Below are 15,962 nucleotides of genomic sequence, written 5' to 3' on the forward strand. Positions count from 1 at the left end.
CGCATGTCCCTGTTCCGCCGTTCTCCCGCGCTGGAAGGCATCGTCGTCTCCTCGGGATCGCCCACCCATGATAGTACGACTCTACACGTACATACGTAGGTTTCAGGAGCGGGTCGTCGCCCCCGCGGTGTTCGCCCAGAACTCGGCACAACGCCCGTCGCGGCGCAGCAGGTCGTCGTGCGAGCCCTCCTCCACGACCCGCCCACCGTCCAGGAAGACGACGCGGTCGGCGCGTTGGGCGGTCCGCACGCGGTGCGCCACCATCACCACCGTGCGGCCCGCCATCAGGCGTTCCACACCGTCGTGGACGGCCGTCTCGTTCACCGGGTCCAGCGCCGAGGTCACCTCGTCCAGCAGCACCACGGGTGCGTCCTTCAGCAGCGCCCGCGCGATGGAGACGCGCTGGCGCTCACCGCCCGAGAGCAGGGCACCGCCCTCGCCGACGTTCGTCGCCCACCCGCCGGGCAGCCGTTCGACCACCTCGTCCAACCGCGCCGCGACGGCCGCCTCCCGCACCTCGGCGTCGGTCGCACCGGGACGGCCCAGCCGCACGTTCTCCTCGATCGTGCCGTCGAACAGGTAGACCTGCTGGAACACGAACGCGATCCGCGACATCAGCTCCTCCGAGCCGATGTCCCGCACGTCCACGCCGCCCACGCGCACCGCGCCCGCGTCCACGTCGTGGAACCGGGCGAGCAACTGGAGCAGCGTGCTCTTGCCCGCGCCCGACGGCCCCACGACGGCCAGCCGCCGGCCCGGCGGCACGGACAGCGTCACGTCGTCGATCACCGTGCGGTCGCCGTGCCGGAACGTGACGCGGTCGAGCTCCAGCCCGTGGTGGCGCGGCTCGACGGGTTCGCGCGGCTCCGGCAGCGGTTCGGTGCGCAGCACGGCGTCGAGCCGCGCCAGCTCGAACCGGGCGACGCGGACCTTGCCGCCGATGTCGGACAACGACAGCAGCGGGTCCGCGCAGCGTGCGGCCAGCACGAGGACCGCCGGCACCTCGGCCGTGCCGATGGCACCGCCGACCGCGAGGTAGGCGCCCAGGACCAGCACCGCGGTGAACACCGCCTGCACCGTGAACGTCAGGCCCACCACGCCGGGCATCGCCGCCAGGACACCGCGCCGGGACGCGCGTTCGACGTCGTGCAGCGCATCGTCCAGCAACCGGAACCGCTCGCCGGTCCGGCCGCCCGCGCGCAGGACCGGCTGTGCCTGGAGGTACTCGATGACCCGGTCGGCGGCCTCGTGGTCGCGTTCGGCGCGCTCCGCGTCGGCGGCGGCCGTGGATCGTCCCGCCCAGGCCTGGACCGCCACCACCACGGGTGCGCGCCGCCTCCGCGAGGTCAGCGGCGGTCATCGCGCTCCCCCGCCGTCGTCACGGTCCGGTCCGCCACCAGGTGGTCCCGCAGGAACCGGGTGACCTCGGCCCGCGCGGCCTTCGCCTGCCGCACCAGGCCGGGCATGCTGAGGAACCCGTGCGGCGCGCCGCGGTGTTCGGTGAGCCGCACGGGCGTGCCCGCCTCGCGCAGCCGCTCGGCGTATCGGCGACCCTGATCGGCCACCGGGTCGACGGTCGGCACGACCACGAGCGCCGGTGCCACCTCGCCGAGGCCGGCGGCGTGCAGCGGCGAGAGCGCGACGGGATCGGTTCCCGGCGGCAACGCCAACCGGTGGAACAGCCGCATCTGCGCGGCCGTGAGGGTCGAACCGTGCGCGTGCTGCGCCATCGACGGGAAGTCGAACGCCGCGTCGGTCAGGTCCACGACCGGGTTGACCACCACTTGGGCCCGCAAGGTCGGACCGGAGGCCGCGGCCCGGATCGCGGCCAGGGCGGCGACCAGCCCGCCGGTGCTCTCCCCGAACACCGCGATCCGGGTCGGGTCGACGCCCCAGTCGGACGCGTGCCGCACGACGTGCTCCAGCACGTCCCAGCCGTCGTCGGCGACCGCCCGGATCGAGGTGTCCGGCGCGAGCAGGCGGTGCTCGACCGAGACGACGACCGCCGGCAGCCGTGCGGCGAGGTGGCTGTTCACCCAGTCCGACTGCACCGCCGTGCCGACGAACCCGCCACCGTGCACGTGCAGGACGAGCGGCAGGTCACCGCTGCGGTGCGCCGGCCGGTACACCCGCACCGGGAGCACGCGGTCGGGCAGCGCCACCTGCCGCCACCGGATCCCCGCTTCGCCGTCCGGGAACCCGGTGACCACCCGGAACAGCCGGGACGACCGCTTGCGGTTCTCCGCGTCCCGGAAGGCGGCCAGCGCCTCGGCCGTCATCGTCGACCAGTCCGGTTCCCCGCGCAGGGCGCGCAGCAGCCGGACGCCCAGCGGCGGGCGTTCCACGTCGTTCATGTCCCCCTCCTCGACCACCATAATTTCGCTACCGATGGTATCGATACCGATCGTAGCGCAACTCGCTATCGTGGAGCCATGACCCGGGAGAGCACCTCCGCCAAACCGCCCGGCCGCCCTCGGGCGGGCATCGACGCCGTGGTCTTCGCCGCGACGCTGAAGACCGTCCACGAACTGGGTTATGCGAGCGCGACGATGGACCGCATCGCGGCCGCGGCCGGTGTCGCGAAGACGACGATCTACCGCCGCTGGCCGTCCAAGGGCGCGCTGATCACGGACTGCCTGGTCGACACGTTCGGCCCGCTGCCGCCGATGCCGGGCAGCCGGGCCGAGTACCTCGCCGCGGCCATCGACCTGGCCGCCACGAAGATCAGCCGGCCGGGGGTGGGGGCCGCGTTCGCGGGTGTCTTCGTCGACGCCGTCAGCGACGCGAGCCTGCGCGAGATCCTGTCGACCCGGTTGCAGGCGCCGTACCTGCGCGCGTTGCAGGACGCGCTCGGCGAGCCCGAGGACCGCATCCTGCTCTTCGTCGACATCACCGTCGGCACCCTGCTGCACCGGATGGGCATGACCGGCGCGCCGATGGCCGACGCGGACGTCGCCGTGATGACCGAGATGATCCAACACCACTTCGCCGGACCGGCCCGGTGACGACCGGACGTCCCGACTGGGGTGCCGTGCCCGGCTACCCGGGCCTCTACCGGCCCGAGGTGATCGAGCCGGGACTGCGCGGGCTCGCCGGGGCGAACGGGTTGGTCGCGGCCGCACGGGCGGCCGCGAGCCTCGACCAGGGCGCGCTCGTGCACGGGCACAGCGGTGCCGCCATGCCCGCCGCCGCCCACGCCGCGCCGTTCCTGCTCGACGTCCTCGAACACGGCCACCACGCGGCGAAGGTGGCGGCGTGCGGCTTGTTGGAGGACTCGATGCGGTTCGACCCGATCGCCGGCTTCGGCCGGGTGCCCACGTCGTTCGGCCCGGCCGTCCCCCTCTGCTGCGCCGTCGCCCACCACGTCCACGCCCGGCGTGACGCCGTGGTCGCCCTGGGCCCGCTCTTCCGCGACCTGCTCGCCGAGGCGGCCGGGCACTGGTCGTTCGAGGTCGGCGAGGTGATCGACGACGGGCGCGACGCGGTCGCCTTCGGCACGGTGCACGGCACGCTGCCGGACGCCGGGCAGGAGGCCGAGTGCCACGGCCCGGACGGCCACCTGCCGCTCGGCGAGGTGCGCCGCGAACTCCCGGCCGTGCCCGGCGAGCCGGAAGCCTGCTTGCGGCTGGTCGACGTCGCCCCGGAGGCCCTGCCCGCGCGGGCCGTGCTGATCCCCGCCGCGTGCGGTCGGCGGGCGCACTGACGGGTGCGGCTGAAACCGCGGTGAAACCACCGTGAACCGGTGGAGCGGCACTGTCCCGGTCATGACGAACATCCCCACCGAACCCGCCATCGCGGTCACCGGGCTGCGCCGGTCGTACGGCGGCAGGCCGGTGCTCGACGGCATCGACCTGCACGTGCCCGAAGGCTCGATCTGCGCGTTGCTCGGCCCCAACGGCGCGGGCAAGACGACCGTGGTCCGGGTCCTGTCGACCCTGATCCGCGCCGACGCGGGCGAAGTGCGCGTCGGCGGTCACGACGTGGACCGCGAACCCGACCTGGTGCGCGCGGCCATCGGCGTCACCGGCCAGTTCGCCGCGGTGGACGACTACCTGACCGGGGAGGAGAACCTCCTGCTGATGGCCGATCTGCACCACCTCGGCCGCGCGGGGGGTCGGCGGCGCGCGGCCGAGTTGATCGAGCGGTTCGGCCTGGCTGAGGCGGCGCGGAAACCCGGCGCGGTGCACTCGGGCGGCATGCGGCGTCGGCTCGACCTCGCCATGGGGCTGATGGGCGATCCGCGGGTGATCTTCCTGGACGAACCCACGACCGGGCTGGACCCGCGCAGCCGGCGCGACCTCTGGCAGGTCGTCCGGGACCTGGCCGGCCGGGGCGTGACGGTCCTGCTCACCACCCAGTACCTGGAGGAGGCCGACCAGCTCGCCGACCGGATCGCGTTGCTCGACCACGGCCGGCTCGTCGCCGAGGGCACGCCGGCCGAGCTGAAGCGGCTGGTGCCCGGCGGGCACGTCGAACTGCGGTTCGCCGACGACCGGGCGCTGCACGCCGCCGCGGCGGCGCTGGACGTCGTGCCGGACGCCGAGTCGCTGGTCCTGCGGGTACCCGGCGACGGCGGCACCCGTGCGCTCAAGGCCATGCTCGACCGGCTCGACGCCGCCGCCGTCGACGTGGAGGGGTTGGCCGTGCGCACACCGGACCTCGACGACGTGTTCTTCGCCGTGACCGGGCAGGCCGCCGGGTCCGCCTCGGAGGAGGTGGCCGCACGATGAGCGCGCTCGCCCTCGCCGCTCGCGACTCGGTCACCATGCTGCGCCGCCAATTGCGGCACATGACCCGGGCGTGGTCCGTGACGCTGATGCTGCTGGCCGTGCCGATCGTGTTCCTGCTGCTGTTCGTCTACGTGCTCGGCGGGACGCTCGGTGACGGCCTGGGCGTCGGGTCGGGCGGTCGCGGCGCGTACGTCGACTACGTCGCGCCCGGCATCCTGCTGGTCACCATCGCCGGCGCGGTCCAGGGCACGGCGATCTCGGTGGCGGTCGACATGACGGGCGGCATCATCGCGCGGTTCCGGACCATGGCCATCGCGCGGGTGTCGGTGCTGACCGGGCACGTGCTGGGCAGCGTGCTGCACACCCTGTTCAGCCTCGTGGTCGTGCTCGGTGTGGCCCTGCTCGTCGGCTTCCGCCCCACCGCGACCGCGGTGGGGCGGCTGGCGGCGGCCGGTGTCCTCACCGCGACGACGTTCGCCCTGGTGTGGACGGCCGTCGCCATGGGGTTGGTGACGAAGTCGGTCGCGGCGGCGAGCAACCTGCCGATGCCGCTGACCCTGCTGCCGTTCTTCGGCAGCGGTTTCGTGCCGACCGACTCGCTGCCGGCGGGCCTGCGCTGGTTCGCCGAGCACCAACCGATCACGCCGATCACGGAGACGCTGCGCGGCCTCCTGCTGGGTACGCCGATCGGCGACCGCGCCGCCATCGCCCTCGGCTGGTGCGCCGTGATCGTGCTGATCGGCTACGCGTGGGCGAAACGCCTCTACAACCGCGACCGCACCCGTTGACGAGGGCGCGGCACCGGGCCCGCTCCGGCGGACCCGGTGCCGGCTCGCGGATCGCGACGGTCGGGCGCGGTCAGCACCTCGACCCCGACCGCTCGCCGCCGGGCAGGTCCCGACCGGCTGCCGCCGAAGCCTCGGGATGAGCCGAGACCTGGCTCGCGCCGGCCGGGTCCCGCACCTCACCGGGAGGACGCTCGTCGAGCAGCGCCAGTCCCGCCGCGCGCATCCCGGCCCGGTCCAGGTCCGCGCAGGTCCGCACCGCCTCCTCGTACGCCGCGCGATCGGCGCGCACGGCGTCCGCCCTGGCCGCCGCACCCGACATCGTCGGCTGGAAGTGGTGCTGGAACCGGAACCGCTCGGCCAGCGCGATCATCCGCGCCGCCGACCGCGCGAGGGACCGGTCGCCGGTGCGGCGGAACCGGGCCAGGTCCGACACGGCGACGGCCAGCAGCAGGGTGCCGCACAACGACTGCTCGACCACGTGCGGCGGCGGGTCGGTCAACGGGTCGGTCAGCAGGCGGCGCAGCGGTTCGCGCAGTGCCTCCGCGACGTCGGCGACGAGGTCGAGGCGGTCGTGCCGGGCGTGGGCGACGACGGCCGCCGACCGCGCCTCCACCACCCACGGGTCCAGGTCGGGCGGCACGCCGGTGGACGCCAGGGCGCGGCCGTCGCGGAGCCGGCCGACCACTCGACGCCACAGCCGCAGACCCGCGTCCACCTCGCCGCGGGCGAACCGCACCTCGGCCCGGATGCCCAGGTCGTAGCCGACCGACCCGGCCTCCTCCTCGTCCAGCACGACGTGCGCGAGCCCGTCCAGCCACCGCTGCGCCTCGGCGGTGTCGCCGACCTGCAGGGCGGCCAGCACGAGCCACGACCGGACGCCGGCCGCGTCGGCCCGCGCACCGAGCCGCTGGAGCACCGGCAGCGCCGCCACCAGGTGGTCCCGGGCTTGCGCGCCCCGTTCCAGGCGCAGGCACAGTTCCGCCACCCGGCCGTGCGTGATCGAACGCAGCCACGGCAGGTCGCGGTCGGTGAACACCTCCAGGGCACGCCGGGTCGCCGCCAGTGCCGCGTCGACGTCTCCCTCGGTCTCCAGGTGGTAGCCGGCGAGCACGTTCGCGACACCGGCCACGAGCGGTTCGGCGCCGGCGCACAACCGTTCCAGCTCGGCGGGATCGCCCGACGCGCCGATGACCCAGCCGACCGCCCGGATCACCGTGTCCGGCCGCGCCGGGCCGAGTCGGCGCAACGCGACCACCGCTCGCACCGGACGCCGCCCACCGGTGCCGAACGCGTGCCCCGCCGCCACGGTGAGCGCGGTCCGGGTCACCTCGACCTGGGCCGGCTCGGGCCGGTGGTGCGCCAGCGTCCAGGACGTCTCCCGGACCAGTGCCGCGAGCCGTGGCGCGGCGGACCGGACGGTCCAGAGCCCGCCGAGGACCGCGGCGACCGCCGTGACGGCCGGCCGGTCGTCCCGTGCCAGGGCCAGGCGGAGCGCTTGGAGCAGGTTCTCGCGTTCCGCGTGGACGGCGTCGATCGCGTCGTAGGGGTCCGCCTCGAACAGCTCGTCGTGGTGGGCCGAACCGAACGCACGCGCCCACCCCAGGAGAGCGGTCACGACGTCCTCGGCCTCAGCGCCCCTCAGGCGCGTGGCGCTGAACTCGCGCACCGTCTCCAGCATCCGCAGCCGGCTGCCCGTCGGCGTGTCGGACACCTTGAGCAACGAGTGGTCGACCAGGTGCTCCAGCACCGCGTCCACGTCGTGCGCGGGCAGGCCGTCGAGCAGCGCGCGGGCGGCGTCGGCGGTGAACCCGTCGGCGAACACCGACAGCGCGCGCATCGCCGCCCGGCCCGCCGGGTCCAGCAGGTTCCAGCTCCAGTCCACCACCGCGTGCAGCGTGTGGTGCCGCCGCGGCGCGTCCCGGGCGCCGCCGCGCAGCACGCCGAACCGGTCGTCCAGCCGACGCGCGAGTTCCGCCACCGACATGGTCCGCACCCGTGCCGCCGCCAGCTCGACCGCGAGCGGCAGCCCGTCGAGGTGGCGGCACACCTCCGCCACGGTCGCGGCGGGCAGGTCGACACCCGGCCGAGCCGCCCGCGCGCGCTGCTCGAACAGCTCGACGCACGTCCGCGGGCTCAGCTCGGGCAACCGGTGGACCGACTCCGAGGACAGTCCCAGCGGCGTCCGGCCGGTGGTGAGGACCCGCAGCTCGGCGGTCGTCGCCACCAGGGCGCGGACCAGGTCGGCGGCCCCCGCGACGACGTGCTCGCAGTTGTCCAGCACCAGGAGCGACGGTCCGGCGAGCTCGGCCGCGATGGCGGCGACGTCATCGGCGACCTCGACGTGCGCGCGGTGCTCCCCCGCGCCGAGGACCGCCGCGACCTCACGGGCCACGTCGTCGTCGGAGGCGATGCCCGCCAGCGGCACGACGGCGACCACCGGCCCCTCGGCACGGCGGGCGACGGCGTGCGCGAGCCTGGTCTTGCCCAGGCCGCCCGGCCCGACGACCGAGGTCACGCGGGAGGTGCGCAGCAGCGCCTCGACCGCGGCGACGTCGTCGTCCCGGCCGAGCAGCGGGTTGGGTTCGTGCGCGACGCCGTACCGGACCTGCGGCGCCACGCCCAGCAGCAACCGCTGGTGCACGGCTTGCAGCGTCGGCCCCGGATCGGCGCCGAGCCGGTCGCGCAGGGCCCGCCGGTGTGCGTCGTACCGCGCCAGCGCCGCGGCCGGGCCGACCGTCGCCGCCTCGCACCGCAGCAGCTCGGCCACCACCTCGTCGTCGAGCGGTCGTTCGGCGGCCAGGTCCACCAGCGGCCGCACGGCTTCGGACGGGCGGCCGAGCCGCGCCAACGCGAGCGCACGGGCTCGGACCAGCGTGCGGTGGGAACCGCGCCGTTGCGCCCGCAACGCGCCGACCGGGCCGTCGTCGGCCACGTCCGGCTCGGCGTCCTCCCACAGCGCCAGGCCGGCGTCGGCGTGCGCGAGCGCGGCGGCGTGGTCACCCGCCCGCGAGCACCGGGCGGCCACCGCGGCCCGCAGCAGCACCGCCGAGCTGTCCACCTGGTCCTCGGCCAACGTCAACCGGTAACCGGTCCGAGTGCGCGCGATGACGTCCGCGCCGAGCTGCGCCCGCGCCCGTGACACCAGGACCTGCACGGCCTTCGGCGGGTGCTCCGGCCGCGAGTCCGGCCACAGGCCCTCGACCAGCCGCCCGGTGCCGCAGCCCGTGCGCAGGTCGTCGGCGAGCAGCGCGAGCAGATCCCGCAGCCGCGGGCCGGTGATCTCGCGGCCGCGGAACGCCACCCGCGGCAACAGGACGAGATCGGGGACCACGGCGTCAGCGTAACGATCCCGCGATCAGCCGACGTAGCGGTGGGAAACGCGCATCCGCAGCCGCTTCGGCCGGATCACGGCAGCCGCGGCCGGGCGGACGTCCTCCTCCCCGGGCAGGTGCGCCAGCCGCCACCGCGCGACGATCGACGCGAGCGCCAGCGTCGCCTCCATCAGGCTGAACTTGTCGCCGATGCACTTGCGCGCGCCGTTGGAGAACGGCACGAACGCGTGCCGAGCGGGTTTGCGGGACGGATCCCAGCGATCGGGGTCGAAGCGGTGCGGGTCCGGGTAGAGGTCCGGGTTGTGGTGGATGGGGTACGGGCTGTAGGCCACGACCGTGCCCGCCGGCAGCCGGTGCCCGCCGAGCTCGGTGTCGGTGGTGACCTGGCGGGTGAGGACGTAGACCGGAGAGCGCAGGCGCAGCGTCTCGGTGACGACCCGCCCGGTGAACTCCAGCGCGGCCACGTCGTCGGGCCCGGCCGTGCGGCCGGCCAGCACGTCGTCCACCTCGGCGTGCAGGCGGCGTTCGAGCTCCGGGTGGCGGGCGAGCAGGTGCAGCGCCCAGGTGAGCGTGACGGCGGTCGTCTCGCTGCCGGCCAGGTGGAAGGTGAGCATCTGGTTCACCACCTCCTCGTCGGACAGCGTGCGGTCGGCGCCGGCGGACTCCTCGTCGTACCCGGCGAGCAGCGCGGACAGCAGGTCGCCCCGGTCGCCGCCCTCCGCCCGCCGCGCCGTGACAATGGCCTCGACCGTCCCCCTGATCCTGGTGTGGGCGCGCTCGAACCTCCGGTTCACCGGCAGCGGCAGCCTGGTCACGGCGCGGGGCATCATCATGCGCTGCAGCACGTCCGTGGTGAGCACCTCGGCGTCTTCCTGCGACCGCTTGAGCTCCGCGGCCGACAGCGTGTCGGAGAACATGGTCGCGGTGAGCACGTTCGTCGTGAGCATGGTCATCTCGGCCAGCACGTCGAGCACCTGCCCGGCGCGCCACGAGTCGACCCGGTCGGCGATCTGCGCGGCCATCGTGCGCCCGTAGGCGTCGAACCTGCCGACGTGGAACGCGGGCTGGAGCAGCCGCCGCTGCCTGCGGTGCTCGTGGTGCGGGCAGGTGGACAGGTTGTTGCCCACCACCTCCCGCACCCGGTCGGCGAACGGCCCGCCCTTGTCGAACGTGCGGTCGTCGCGGAACACCTGCTGCACCAGCTCGACGTCGCACACGACGACCGCCTTGACCGGTCCGAACGCGATGCGCACCAGCGGACCCTGGCCGGACAGGGAGCCGAGGAAGCCGAGCGGGTCGCGCATCATCGGCCAGGCGTGCCCGACGACCGGCAGCCGACCTCGTGCCATGGGTATGCGTGCCATGGGTGTGCGTGGTGCCATCGGACGCTCCTCCCGTACCCCCCGCACCCATCGTGGCCCGCTCACCGGCACCCGTCGACTACGGCCGACCGATCGAACCGTTCACGGAGACCGCGTCCGGTTCACAGCGCCAGGCGCGGCCAGGACGCGGTGTCGCGCAACAGCTGCCGGTCGTGCGTGGCGATCACGACGGCGGCCGGGGTGGCGTCGAGCGCGGCGGTCAGCTCGTCGACCAGCGCGGCCGAGAGGTGGTTCGTCGGCTCGTCCAGCAGCAGCACGTGCGGCCGGGCGGCCAGGACCAGTGCCAGGTCCAGCCGCCGGCGCGTGCCGACCGACAGCTCCGCCACCGGGCGACGCCGGTCGTGGCCGTCGAGCAGACCCAGCTCGCTCAACGCCGGCCCGGGCGCACCCGACCGCGCGAGCCGTTCGTCGTACAGCTCCACCGCCGTGCGCCGACCGTGGTGATCCGACTCCTGGCCCAACCACCCGACCCGCGCCGACCCCGCCCGCCGGACCGTGCCCGTGTCCGGTGCCAGCACTTCGCCCAGCAGCGCCAACAGGGTCGACTTGCCGGCGCCGTTCGGGCCGGTGACCACCAGCCGGTCACCCGAGTCCAGCGCCACGTCGACCGGGCACGTGAGCCTCCCGGCCACCGTCACCCCCTCGGCGCGCAGCAGCGTCGTGCCGACGAGCCCGGGCAGCTCCGGCATGGCGAACCGGGTCGGCGGCGGTGGGACCTCCACCACGTGCGCGCTCAGCTCCTCCTGCCGTCGGTGCACGGCCCGCACCAGACCGGGTGCGCGGGTGGCACGCGTGTGCTTGCCGTGCCCCTTGTCGGGCCGCCAGTTGTCGCGCAACCGGTCCTGCGCCGCGGACAGGTCGTCGGCCAGCCGCTGCCGTTCGGCGACCTGCTCGGCGTGCCGCGCCTCCCACCGGGCCCGTTCGGCCCGGCGCCCCTCGACGTAGGCGGGGTAGCCACCGCCGTACACCCGCGGCCGGCCGTCGCTGGACGGGTCGAGGTCCACCACCGTCGTGGCCACGTCGGCGAGCAGCGCCCGGTCGTGGCTGACCAGCACGACCACGCCGGGGTGGGCACGCAGCCGTTCGGTGAGGTGGGCCAGCCCGCCCGCGTCGAGGTGGTTGGTCGGCTCGTCCAGCAGCAGCACGGCGTGCCCGGCCCCGAGCAGGCACGCCAGCCGCAGCCGGTGGCGCCGGCCCACCGAGAGGGTGCCGAGCGGTCGGTCGCGGTCGGCCGCGGCGTCCAGCGCGGCCAGTGACACCTCCACCCGCCGGTCGGCGTCCCACGCGTCGAGCGCCTCGGCCTCGGCCAGGGCGGCGGCGTAGGCGTCGTCCGCGCCGGGACGACCGTCGGCGAGCGCGTCGCCGGCGCGTTCCAGGCGGGCCAGGGCCGTGCGCACGGCGGTCAGTTCGAGGTCGATCAGGTCGCCGACCGTGTCGGCCGCGCCGAGCGGGATCCGCTGGTCGGCCACGCCGATCGACCCCGCGCGGCGCACGTCACCGCGGTCGGCGGGCAGGTCGCCCGCGAGGACGCGCAGCAGCGAGGTCTTGCCGCGGCCGTTCTCGCCGACCACGGCGACGCGGTCACCGGCCGCGGCGACCAGGTCGACGCCGGCGAGCACGGGTCGGCCGCCGAAGGAGAGGTGGACATCGGACAGGCGGACGTGCGCCGCGCGCACGAGCGCAGGCGAAAGCCGGGACGCCATGGGTGGACTGCCTCCGAGGAGAAGTGATGCGCTGGAGAGGACGAAGTCCGGTAGCGCGGCTCGCGCGTACCGGTGGAGGCGTCGTCCCTCAGACGAAGAACAGGTTCGGCATCACGTCGACCAGGGTAGGGCAGACCCCGGACCGCCGCACCGGTATTTCCGCGTGCGTTCGCCGACGCGCACGCGGGTCAGGGGCGGAACGCCCGCAGGGCCGCCTCGACCAGCGCGTCGGCGAACCCGTCGTCCAGCGGACCGGACCGGAGCAGCCACCGCTGCGTCAACGGCGCGTACAGCAGGTCGAGGAGCAGGTCGAGGTCGGCGTCGGCGGCGAGCTGGCCCGCGTCCCGCGCGCTGCGCAACCGGCGCAGCTTCGCCTCGCGGATCGGCTGCTCCATCTTCTCCCGGTAGACCGCGGCCAGCTCGGGGTCGTTGATGATCTCGGTGTTCAGCGCGCGGATCGGCGCCGCGAACGCGGGGTCGGAGAACTCGGCCGCGGTCGCCCGCAGGACCGCTTTGAGGTCGGCTTCGACGTCGCCGGTGTCGGGCAGCTCGATGCCGCCGTCGGGTGACTCGCTCAACGCCAGCAGCGAGTCGAACACGACCGCGCCCTTGGACGGCCACCAGCGGTAGATCGTCTGCTTGCCGACGCCCGCGCGCGCGGCGATGGCCTCGATCGTCAGCTTCGCGTACCCGACCTCGGTGATGAGCTCGCGCGTGGCGGTCAGGATCGCGACCCGGGACCGCTCGCTGCGGCGGGTGCTGTTCGGCGTGGTGCCGGCGGCCATGGCGGCACTGTACCGGGAACGAGACGGTCCGTCTTGACTCTGCCCCTGCCCCTGGGTACGGTTCGCGTCGATCGAGACGAGACGTCTCGTCTCTCAAGGAGGACACCGTGACCCGCACCGAACCCCGCACCTGGTTCATCACCGGCGCCTCGCGCGGCCTGGGCCGGGCGTTCACCGAGGCCGCGCTCGCGGCGGGCGACCGGGTCGTCGGCGTCGCCCGCGACGTCACGCCGCTGGCAGACCTGGTGGCCGCCGCGGAGGGAAGGCTCGCCGCCTTCCCGCTCGACGTCGCCGACCGGGAGGCGGTCGTCGCCGGGGTGCGGCGCGCCCACTCCGAGTTCGGCCGGCTCGACGTCGTGGTCAACAACGCGGGCGGCGTGGTGCTGGGCATGGTGGAGGAGATCACCGAGGACCAGGCCCGCGCCCACCTCGACACCAACTTCTTCGGCGCGCTCTGGGTGAACCAGGCCGCGGTCCCGCTCCTGCGCGACCAGGGCTCGGGCCACATCGTCCAGGTCTCGTCGATGGGGTCGGCCGGGGGTTTCGCGGCGACCGGCCTCTACAGCGCCGGCAAGGCCGCGCTCGACGCCATGGCCGAGGCGCTGACCATGGAGGTGGAGCGCTTCGGCGTCAAGGTGACCATCCTGCAACCGGGCGGCTACCGGACCGACCTGTTCACCCGCGGCCTGACGATGACCGACGAGAACCCGGCCTACGCACCGCTGCGCACCTGGCTGAACGGCCTGTGGGCCGAGTCGGAGGACGGCGACCCCCACCTGGCCGCCGCCGTCCTGATGCAGGTGGTCGACCTGCCGGAACCGCCGAAGCGGCTGGTGCTGGGCGGCGCGGCCTACGACGTCGTCACGCGGATGGCACAGGCGCGGACCGACGAGCTCGCCGAGTGGGAGCAGCTCAGCCGCCAGGCCGGGTGACCGTCGGCGCGGGCAGGCGATCACGCACCGACGACACCGACGACACCGACGGTCGTGCCCGCCCGCGCGACCGGGGCAGAGCGCAGCGGTGCGCCGTTCGGCGTAACGGCTGGTATACGGTGGTCGGCGCAGGTCGTGCCGAGAGCGAGGAGAGACCCACCGGTGTCGCGGTTGCTGCTCGTGGAGGACGACGCGACGCTGGCCGAGGCGCTGTCGCGCGCGTTGCGCGGGCTCGGGCACGAAGTCGCGGTGGCGGGCACCGGGGAACGGGCGCTGGAGGCGTTGGGCGACCGGCGGACGTCGACGGACCTGGTGCTGCTCGACGTGATGCTGCCCGGGGTCGACGGGTTCGAGGTGTGCCGCCGCATCCGCGCGACCGACACGGTCCCGGTGATCCTGCTGACCGCGCGCGGTGACGCGGTGGACGTCGTGGTCGGCCTGGAGTGCGGCGCGGACGACTACGTGGTGAAGCCGGTGGAGCCGCGGGTGCTCGACGCGCGGGTCAAGGCGATCCTGCGCCGCGCCGCGCCCGCGCAGCCGCCGAAGCAGCACGTGCACACCGTCGGCGACCTCGAACTGGACACCGTCGCCATGGTGGTGACCCGGGGCGGGGTCGAGCTGAACCTCACCTCCACCGAGATCCGCCTGCTGATCGAGTTCGTGGAGCACGCGGGCCAGGTGCTGAGCCGGCAGACGTTGTTGAAGCGGGTGTGGGACTACGGCTTCGCGGGCGACTCGCGGCTGGTGGACGCCGCCGTGGCCCGGTTGCGGGCGAAGATCGAGCCGGAACCGGCGAACCCGGTGCTGCTGCGGACCGTCCGGGGGTTCGGCTACCGCCTGGTCAAGCCGTGACCTGGCGGCCGGGGTTGCGGGCCGCCGTCGTGCTGACCGTCGCGGGCGTCAGCCTGGTCACGACCGTGGTCATGGCGTTGACGACCTACCAGCTCCAGGCCGGTTCCGCCCGGGAGCGCTTCACCGCGTCGGCGCAGGCGGCGTTCGACTCCGACGCCCAGCAGGCGCACCAGTTCCTCGTCCGCAGCGCCGCGCACGAGTCCAAGGTGGACGGTGTGGCCGACTACATGGGCGCACGGCTCGGCCTGACCTGGGCCGTGGTCAACTTCACGCCCACGTCCGGGCCCGTCTCCCGGGCCGAGGGCGACCGGTACGCGCCGGTGGCCGGGACGTACACCGGGCAGTTGCCCCGGTCCGAAGTGGACCGGGCCCGGCACCACCGCGGCTCGGTGCGCCACACCGCCGACACCCCGGACGGGCCGCGGCTCGTGATCGTCGGCGAGGTCGAGCCGGGGCTGCTGCTCGCCGAGTTCTACGACGTGCGCGCCCTGGACCGCGAGTTGACGACCCTGCGCGACCGGCTCGCCGTCGTGGCGGCGGTCATCGCGCTGCTGGGCGGCGGGGTGGGTGTGCTGGCGGCACGCGGCGTGCAGCGCCGGGTGCGGACCGCGGCCGACGCGGCACGCCGGTTCGGCGCGGGCGAGCTGGACACCAGGCTGCCGGTGCGGGGGCGCGACGAGCTGGCCGACCTCGCCGGGTCCTTCAACGCGATGGCGCAACGGCTCGGTGAGTCCATCGAGGAGCTGCGGCGCAAGGACGAGCAGCAACGGCGGTTCGTCGCGGACGTGGCCCACGACCTGCGCACGCCGTTGGCGTCGATGGTGGCGGCCGCCGACGGGCTGCGCGCCGCCGACGCCGAGGACCGCGCCCGCTCGGCGGACCTGCTCGGCGCCCAGGCCCGCCGGCTGGGCGCGCTGGTGGACGACCTGCTGGAGGTGTCGCGGTTCGACGCGGGCGCCGCCGAGCTCCGGCCTGACGGCGTGGACCTGGGCCCGCTGGTCGAGGACGCCGTCCGGTTGAGCGCGCCGGACGCCGACGTCACCGTCCGGCACACCGGGGACGCCTGGCTGTTCGCCGACCCCCGCCGCCTGCACACGATCGTGCGCAACCTGGTGACCAACGCGGTCCGGCACGGCGAACCACCCGTCACCGTGACGGTGGACGGCACGGCGGCCGACGTGGTGCGCGTCGTCGTCGCCGACTCCGGTCCCGGCCTGCCCGCCGACCTCGCCCCGGTCGTCTTCGACCGCTTCGTGCGCGGCGACCGCGCCCGCACCCGGACCGAGGGCAGCGGGCTCGGGCTGGCCATCGCCCGCGAGAACGCCCTGCTGCACGGCGGCCGGCTGGACGTGCACGACGACGGCGGCGCGGTGTTCACCCTGACCGTGCCGCGAGGCGACCCGCCCTGACCGCTGTCACACAACGCGCACACAACGCGCATCGCACGACGACATCCCG

13 protein-coding genes are annotated in these 15,962 nt (G+C 74.8%); 7 read left to right on the forward strand and 6 right to left on the reverse strand.

Annotated features, from left to right (window positions below):
• Positions 1 to 102 precede the first annotated feature (102 nt).
• Positions 103 to 1,323, reverse strand: coding sequence for an ABC transporter ATP-binding protein (locus FHX81_RS04575; RefSeq protein WP_246107628.1), 1,221 nt, complete (start codon positions 1,321 to 1,323; stop codon positions 103 to 105).
• Positions 1,324 to 1,346: 23 nt separating this feature from the next.
• Positions 1,347 to 2,354 (reverse strand): alpha/beta hydrolase, encoded by a 1,008-nt coding sequence (locus FHX81_RS04580; RefSeq protein ID WP_141983734.1) that lies wholly within the window; start codon positions 2,352 to 2,354, stop codon positions 1,347 to 1,349.
• A 78-nt stretch (positions 2,355 to 2,432) separates the two neighbouring features.
• Here FHX81_RS04580 and FHX81_RS04585 point away from each other — a divergent pair, with 78 nt between their 5' ends.
• The 4 genes from FHX81_RS04585 (at position 2,433) to FHX81_RS04600 (ending at position 5,518) form a co-directional block, all read left to right on the forward strand.
• Positions 2,433 to 3,005, forward strand: coding sequence for a TetR/AcrR family transcriptional regulator (locus tag FHX81_RS04585; RefSeq protein WP_141983735.1), 573 nt, complete (start codon positions 2,433 to 2,435; stop codon positions 3,003 to 3,005).
• Complete coding sequence (locus FHX81_RS04590) at positions 3,002 to 3,703, forward strand: hypothetical protein (protein ID WP_141975355.1); 702 nt, start codon at positions 3,002 to 3,004, stop codon at positions 3,701 to 3,703. Before FHX81_RS04585 ends, FHX81_RS04590 begins: the two co-directional genes overlap by 4 nt.
• Positions 3,704 to 3,764: 61 nt before the next feature.
• Positions 3,765 to 4,730: an ATP-binding cassette domain-containing protein gene (locus tag FHX81_RS04595; RefSeq protein WP_141975356.1), complete on the forward strand. Its 966-nt coding sequence runs from the start codon at positions 3,765 to 3,767 to the stop codon at positions 4,728 to 4,730.
• Complete coding sequence (locus FHX81_RS04600) at positions 4,727 to 5,518, forward strand: ABC transporter permease (protein ID WP_141975357.1); 792 nt, start codon at positions 4,727 to 4,729, stop codon at positions 5,516 to 5,518. Before FHX81_RS04595 ends, FHX81_RS04600 begins: the two co-directional genes overlap by 4 nt.
• A gap of 70 nt (positions 5,519 to 5,588) precedes the next feature.
• Here FHX81_RS04600 and FHX81_RS04605 read toward each other — a convergent pair whose 3' ends face one another.
• From FHX81_RS04605 to FHX81_RS04620, 4 genes are all read right to left on the reverse strand, one after another.
• Positions 5,589 to 8,849: an ATP-binding protein gene (locus FHX81_RS04605; RefSeq protein WP_141975358.1), complete on the reverse strand. Its 3,261-nt coding sequence runs from the start codon at positions 8,847 to 8,849 to the stop codon at positions 5,589 to 5,591.
• A gap of 24 nt (positions 8,850 to 8,873) precedes the next feature.
• Positions 8,874 to 10,214, reverse strand: a complete 1,341-nt coding sequence (locus FHX81_RS04610) for a cytochrome P450 (RefSeq protein WP_246107629.1) — start codon at positions 10,212 to 10,214, stop codon at positions 8,874 to 8,876.
• A 119-nt stretch (positions 10,215 to 10,333) separates the two neighbouring features.
• Positions 10,334 to 11,935 (reverse strand): ABC-F family ATP-binding cassette domain-containing protein, encoded by a 1,602-nt coding sequence (locus FHX81_RS04615; RefSeq protein WP_141975359.1) that lies wholly within the window; start codon positions 11,933 to 11,935, stop codon positions 10,334 to 10,336.
• Between the two features lie 188 nt (positions 11,936 to 12,123).
• Entirely contained in the window at positions 12,124 to 12,720 is a 597-nt protein-coding gene (locus tag FHX81_RS04620; RefSeq protein ID WP_141975360.1) for a TetR/AcrR family transcriptional regulator, read from the reverse strand.
• Positions 12,721 to 12,827: 107 nt separating this feature from the next.
• Between FHX81_RS04620 and FHX81_RS04625 the strand changes: the two genes are divergently transcribed.
• The 3 genes from FHX81_RS04625 (at position 12,828) to FHX81_RS04635 (ending at position 15,913) form a co-directional block, all read left to right on the forward strand.
• Entirely contained in the window at positions 12,828 to 13,652 is an 825-nt protein-coding gene (locus tag FHX81_RS04625) for an SDR family NAD(P)-dependent oxidoreductase (RefSeq protein WP_141975361.1), read from the forward strand.
• A gap of 162 nt (positions 13,653 to 13,814) precedes the next feature.
• Positions 13,815 to 14,504: a response regulator transcription factor gene (locus FHX81_RS04630; protein ID WP_141975362.1), complete on the forward strand. Its 690-nt coding sequence runs from the start codon at positions 13,815 to 13,817 to the stop codon at positions 14,502 to 14,504.
• Positions 14,501 to 15,913: a sensor histidine kinase gene (locus FHX81_RS04635; RefSeq protein ID WP_170231927.1), complete on the forward strand. Its 1,413-nt coding sequence runs from the start codon at positions 14,501 to 14,503 to the stop codon at positions 15,911 to 15,913. The genes FHX81_RS04630 and FHX81_RS04635 overlap by 4 nt, the downstream gene beginning before the upstream one ends.
• The last annotated feature ends 49 nt before the right edge of the window (positions 15,914 to 15,962 follow it).

The organism is Saccharothrix saharensis (genome assembly GCF_006716745.1).
GTDB classification, from domain to species: domain Bacteria; phylum Actinomycetota; class Actinomycetes; order Mycobacteriales; family Pseudonocardiaceae; genus Actinosynnema; species Actinosynnema saharense.

Excerpts from the sequence above, each read along its gene's own strand:
- FHX81_RS04580 (WP_141983734.1), bottom strand. The coding sequence starts at position 2,354 with ATGAACGACGTGGAACGCCCGCCGCTGGGCGTCCGGCTGCTGCGCGCC.
- FHX81_RS04585 (WP_141983735.1), top strand. The coding sequence starts at position 2,433 with ATGACCCGGGAGAGCACCTCCGCCAAACCGCCCGGCCGCCCTCGGGCG.
- FHX81_RS04595 (WP_141975356.1), top strand. The coding sequence starts at position 3,765 with ATGACGAACATCCCCACCGAACCCGCCATCGCGGTCACCGGGCTGCGC.
- FHX81_RS04600 (WP_141975357.1), top strand. The coding sequence starts at position 4,727 with ATGAGCGCGCTCGCCCTCGCCGCTCGCGACTCGGTCACCATGCTGCGC.
- FHX81_RS04610 (WP_246107629.1), bottom strand. The coding sequence starts at position 10,214 with ATGGCACGCATACCCATGGCACGAGGTCGGCTGCCGGTCGTCGGGCAC.
- FHX81_RS04615 (WP_141975359.1), bottom strand. The coding sequence starts at position 11,935 with ATGGCGTCCCGGCTTTCGCCTGCGCTCGTGCGCGCGGCGCACGTCCGC.
- FHX81_RS04620 (WP_141975360.1), bottom strand. The coding sequence starts at position 12,720 with ATGGCCGCCGGCACCACGCCGAACAGCACCCGCCGCAGCGAGCGGTCC.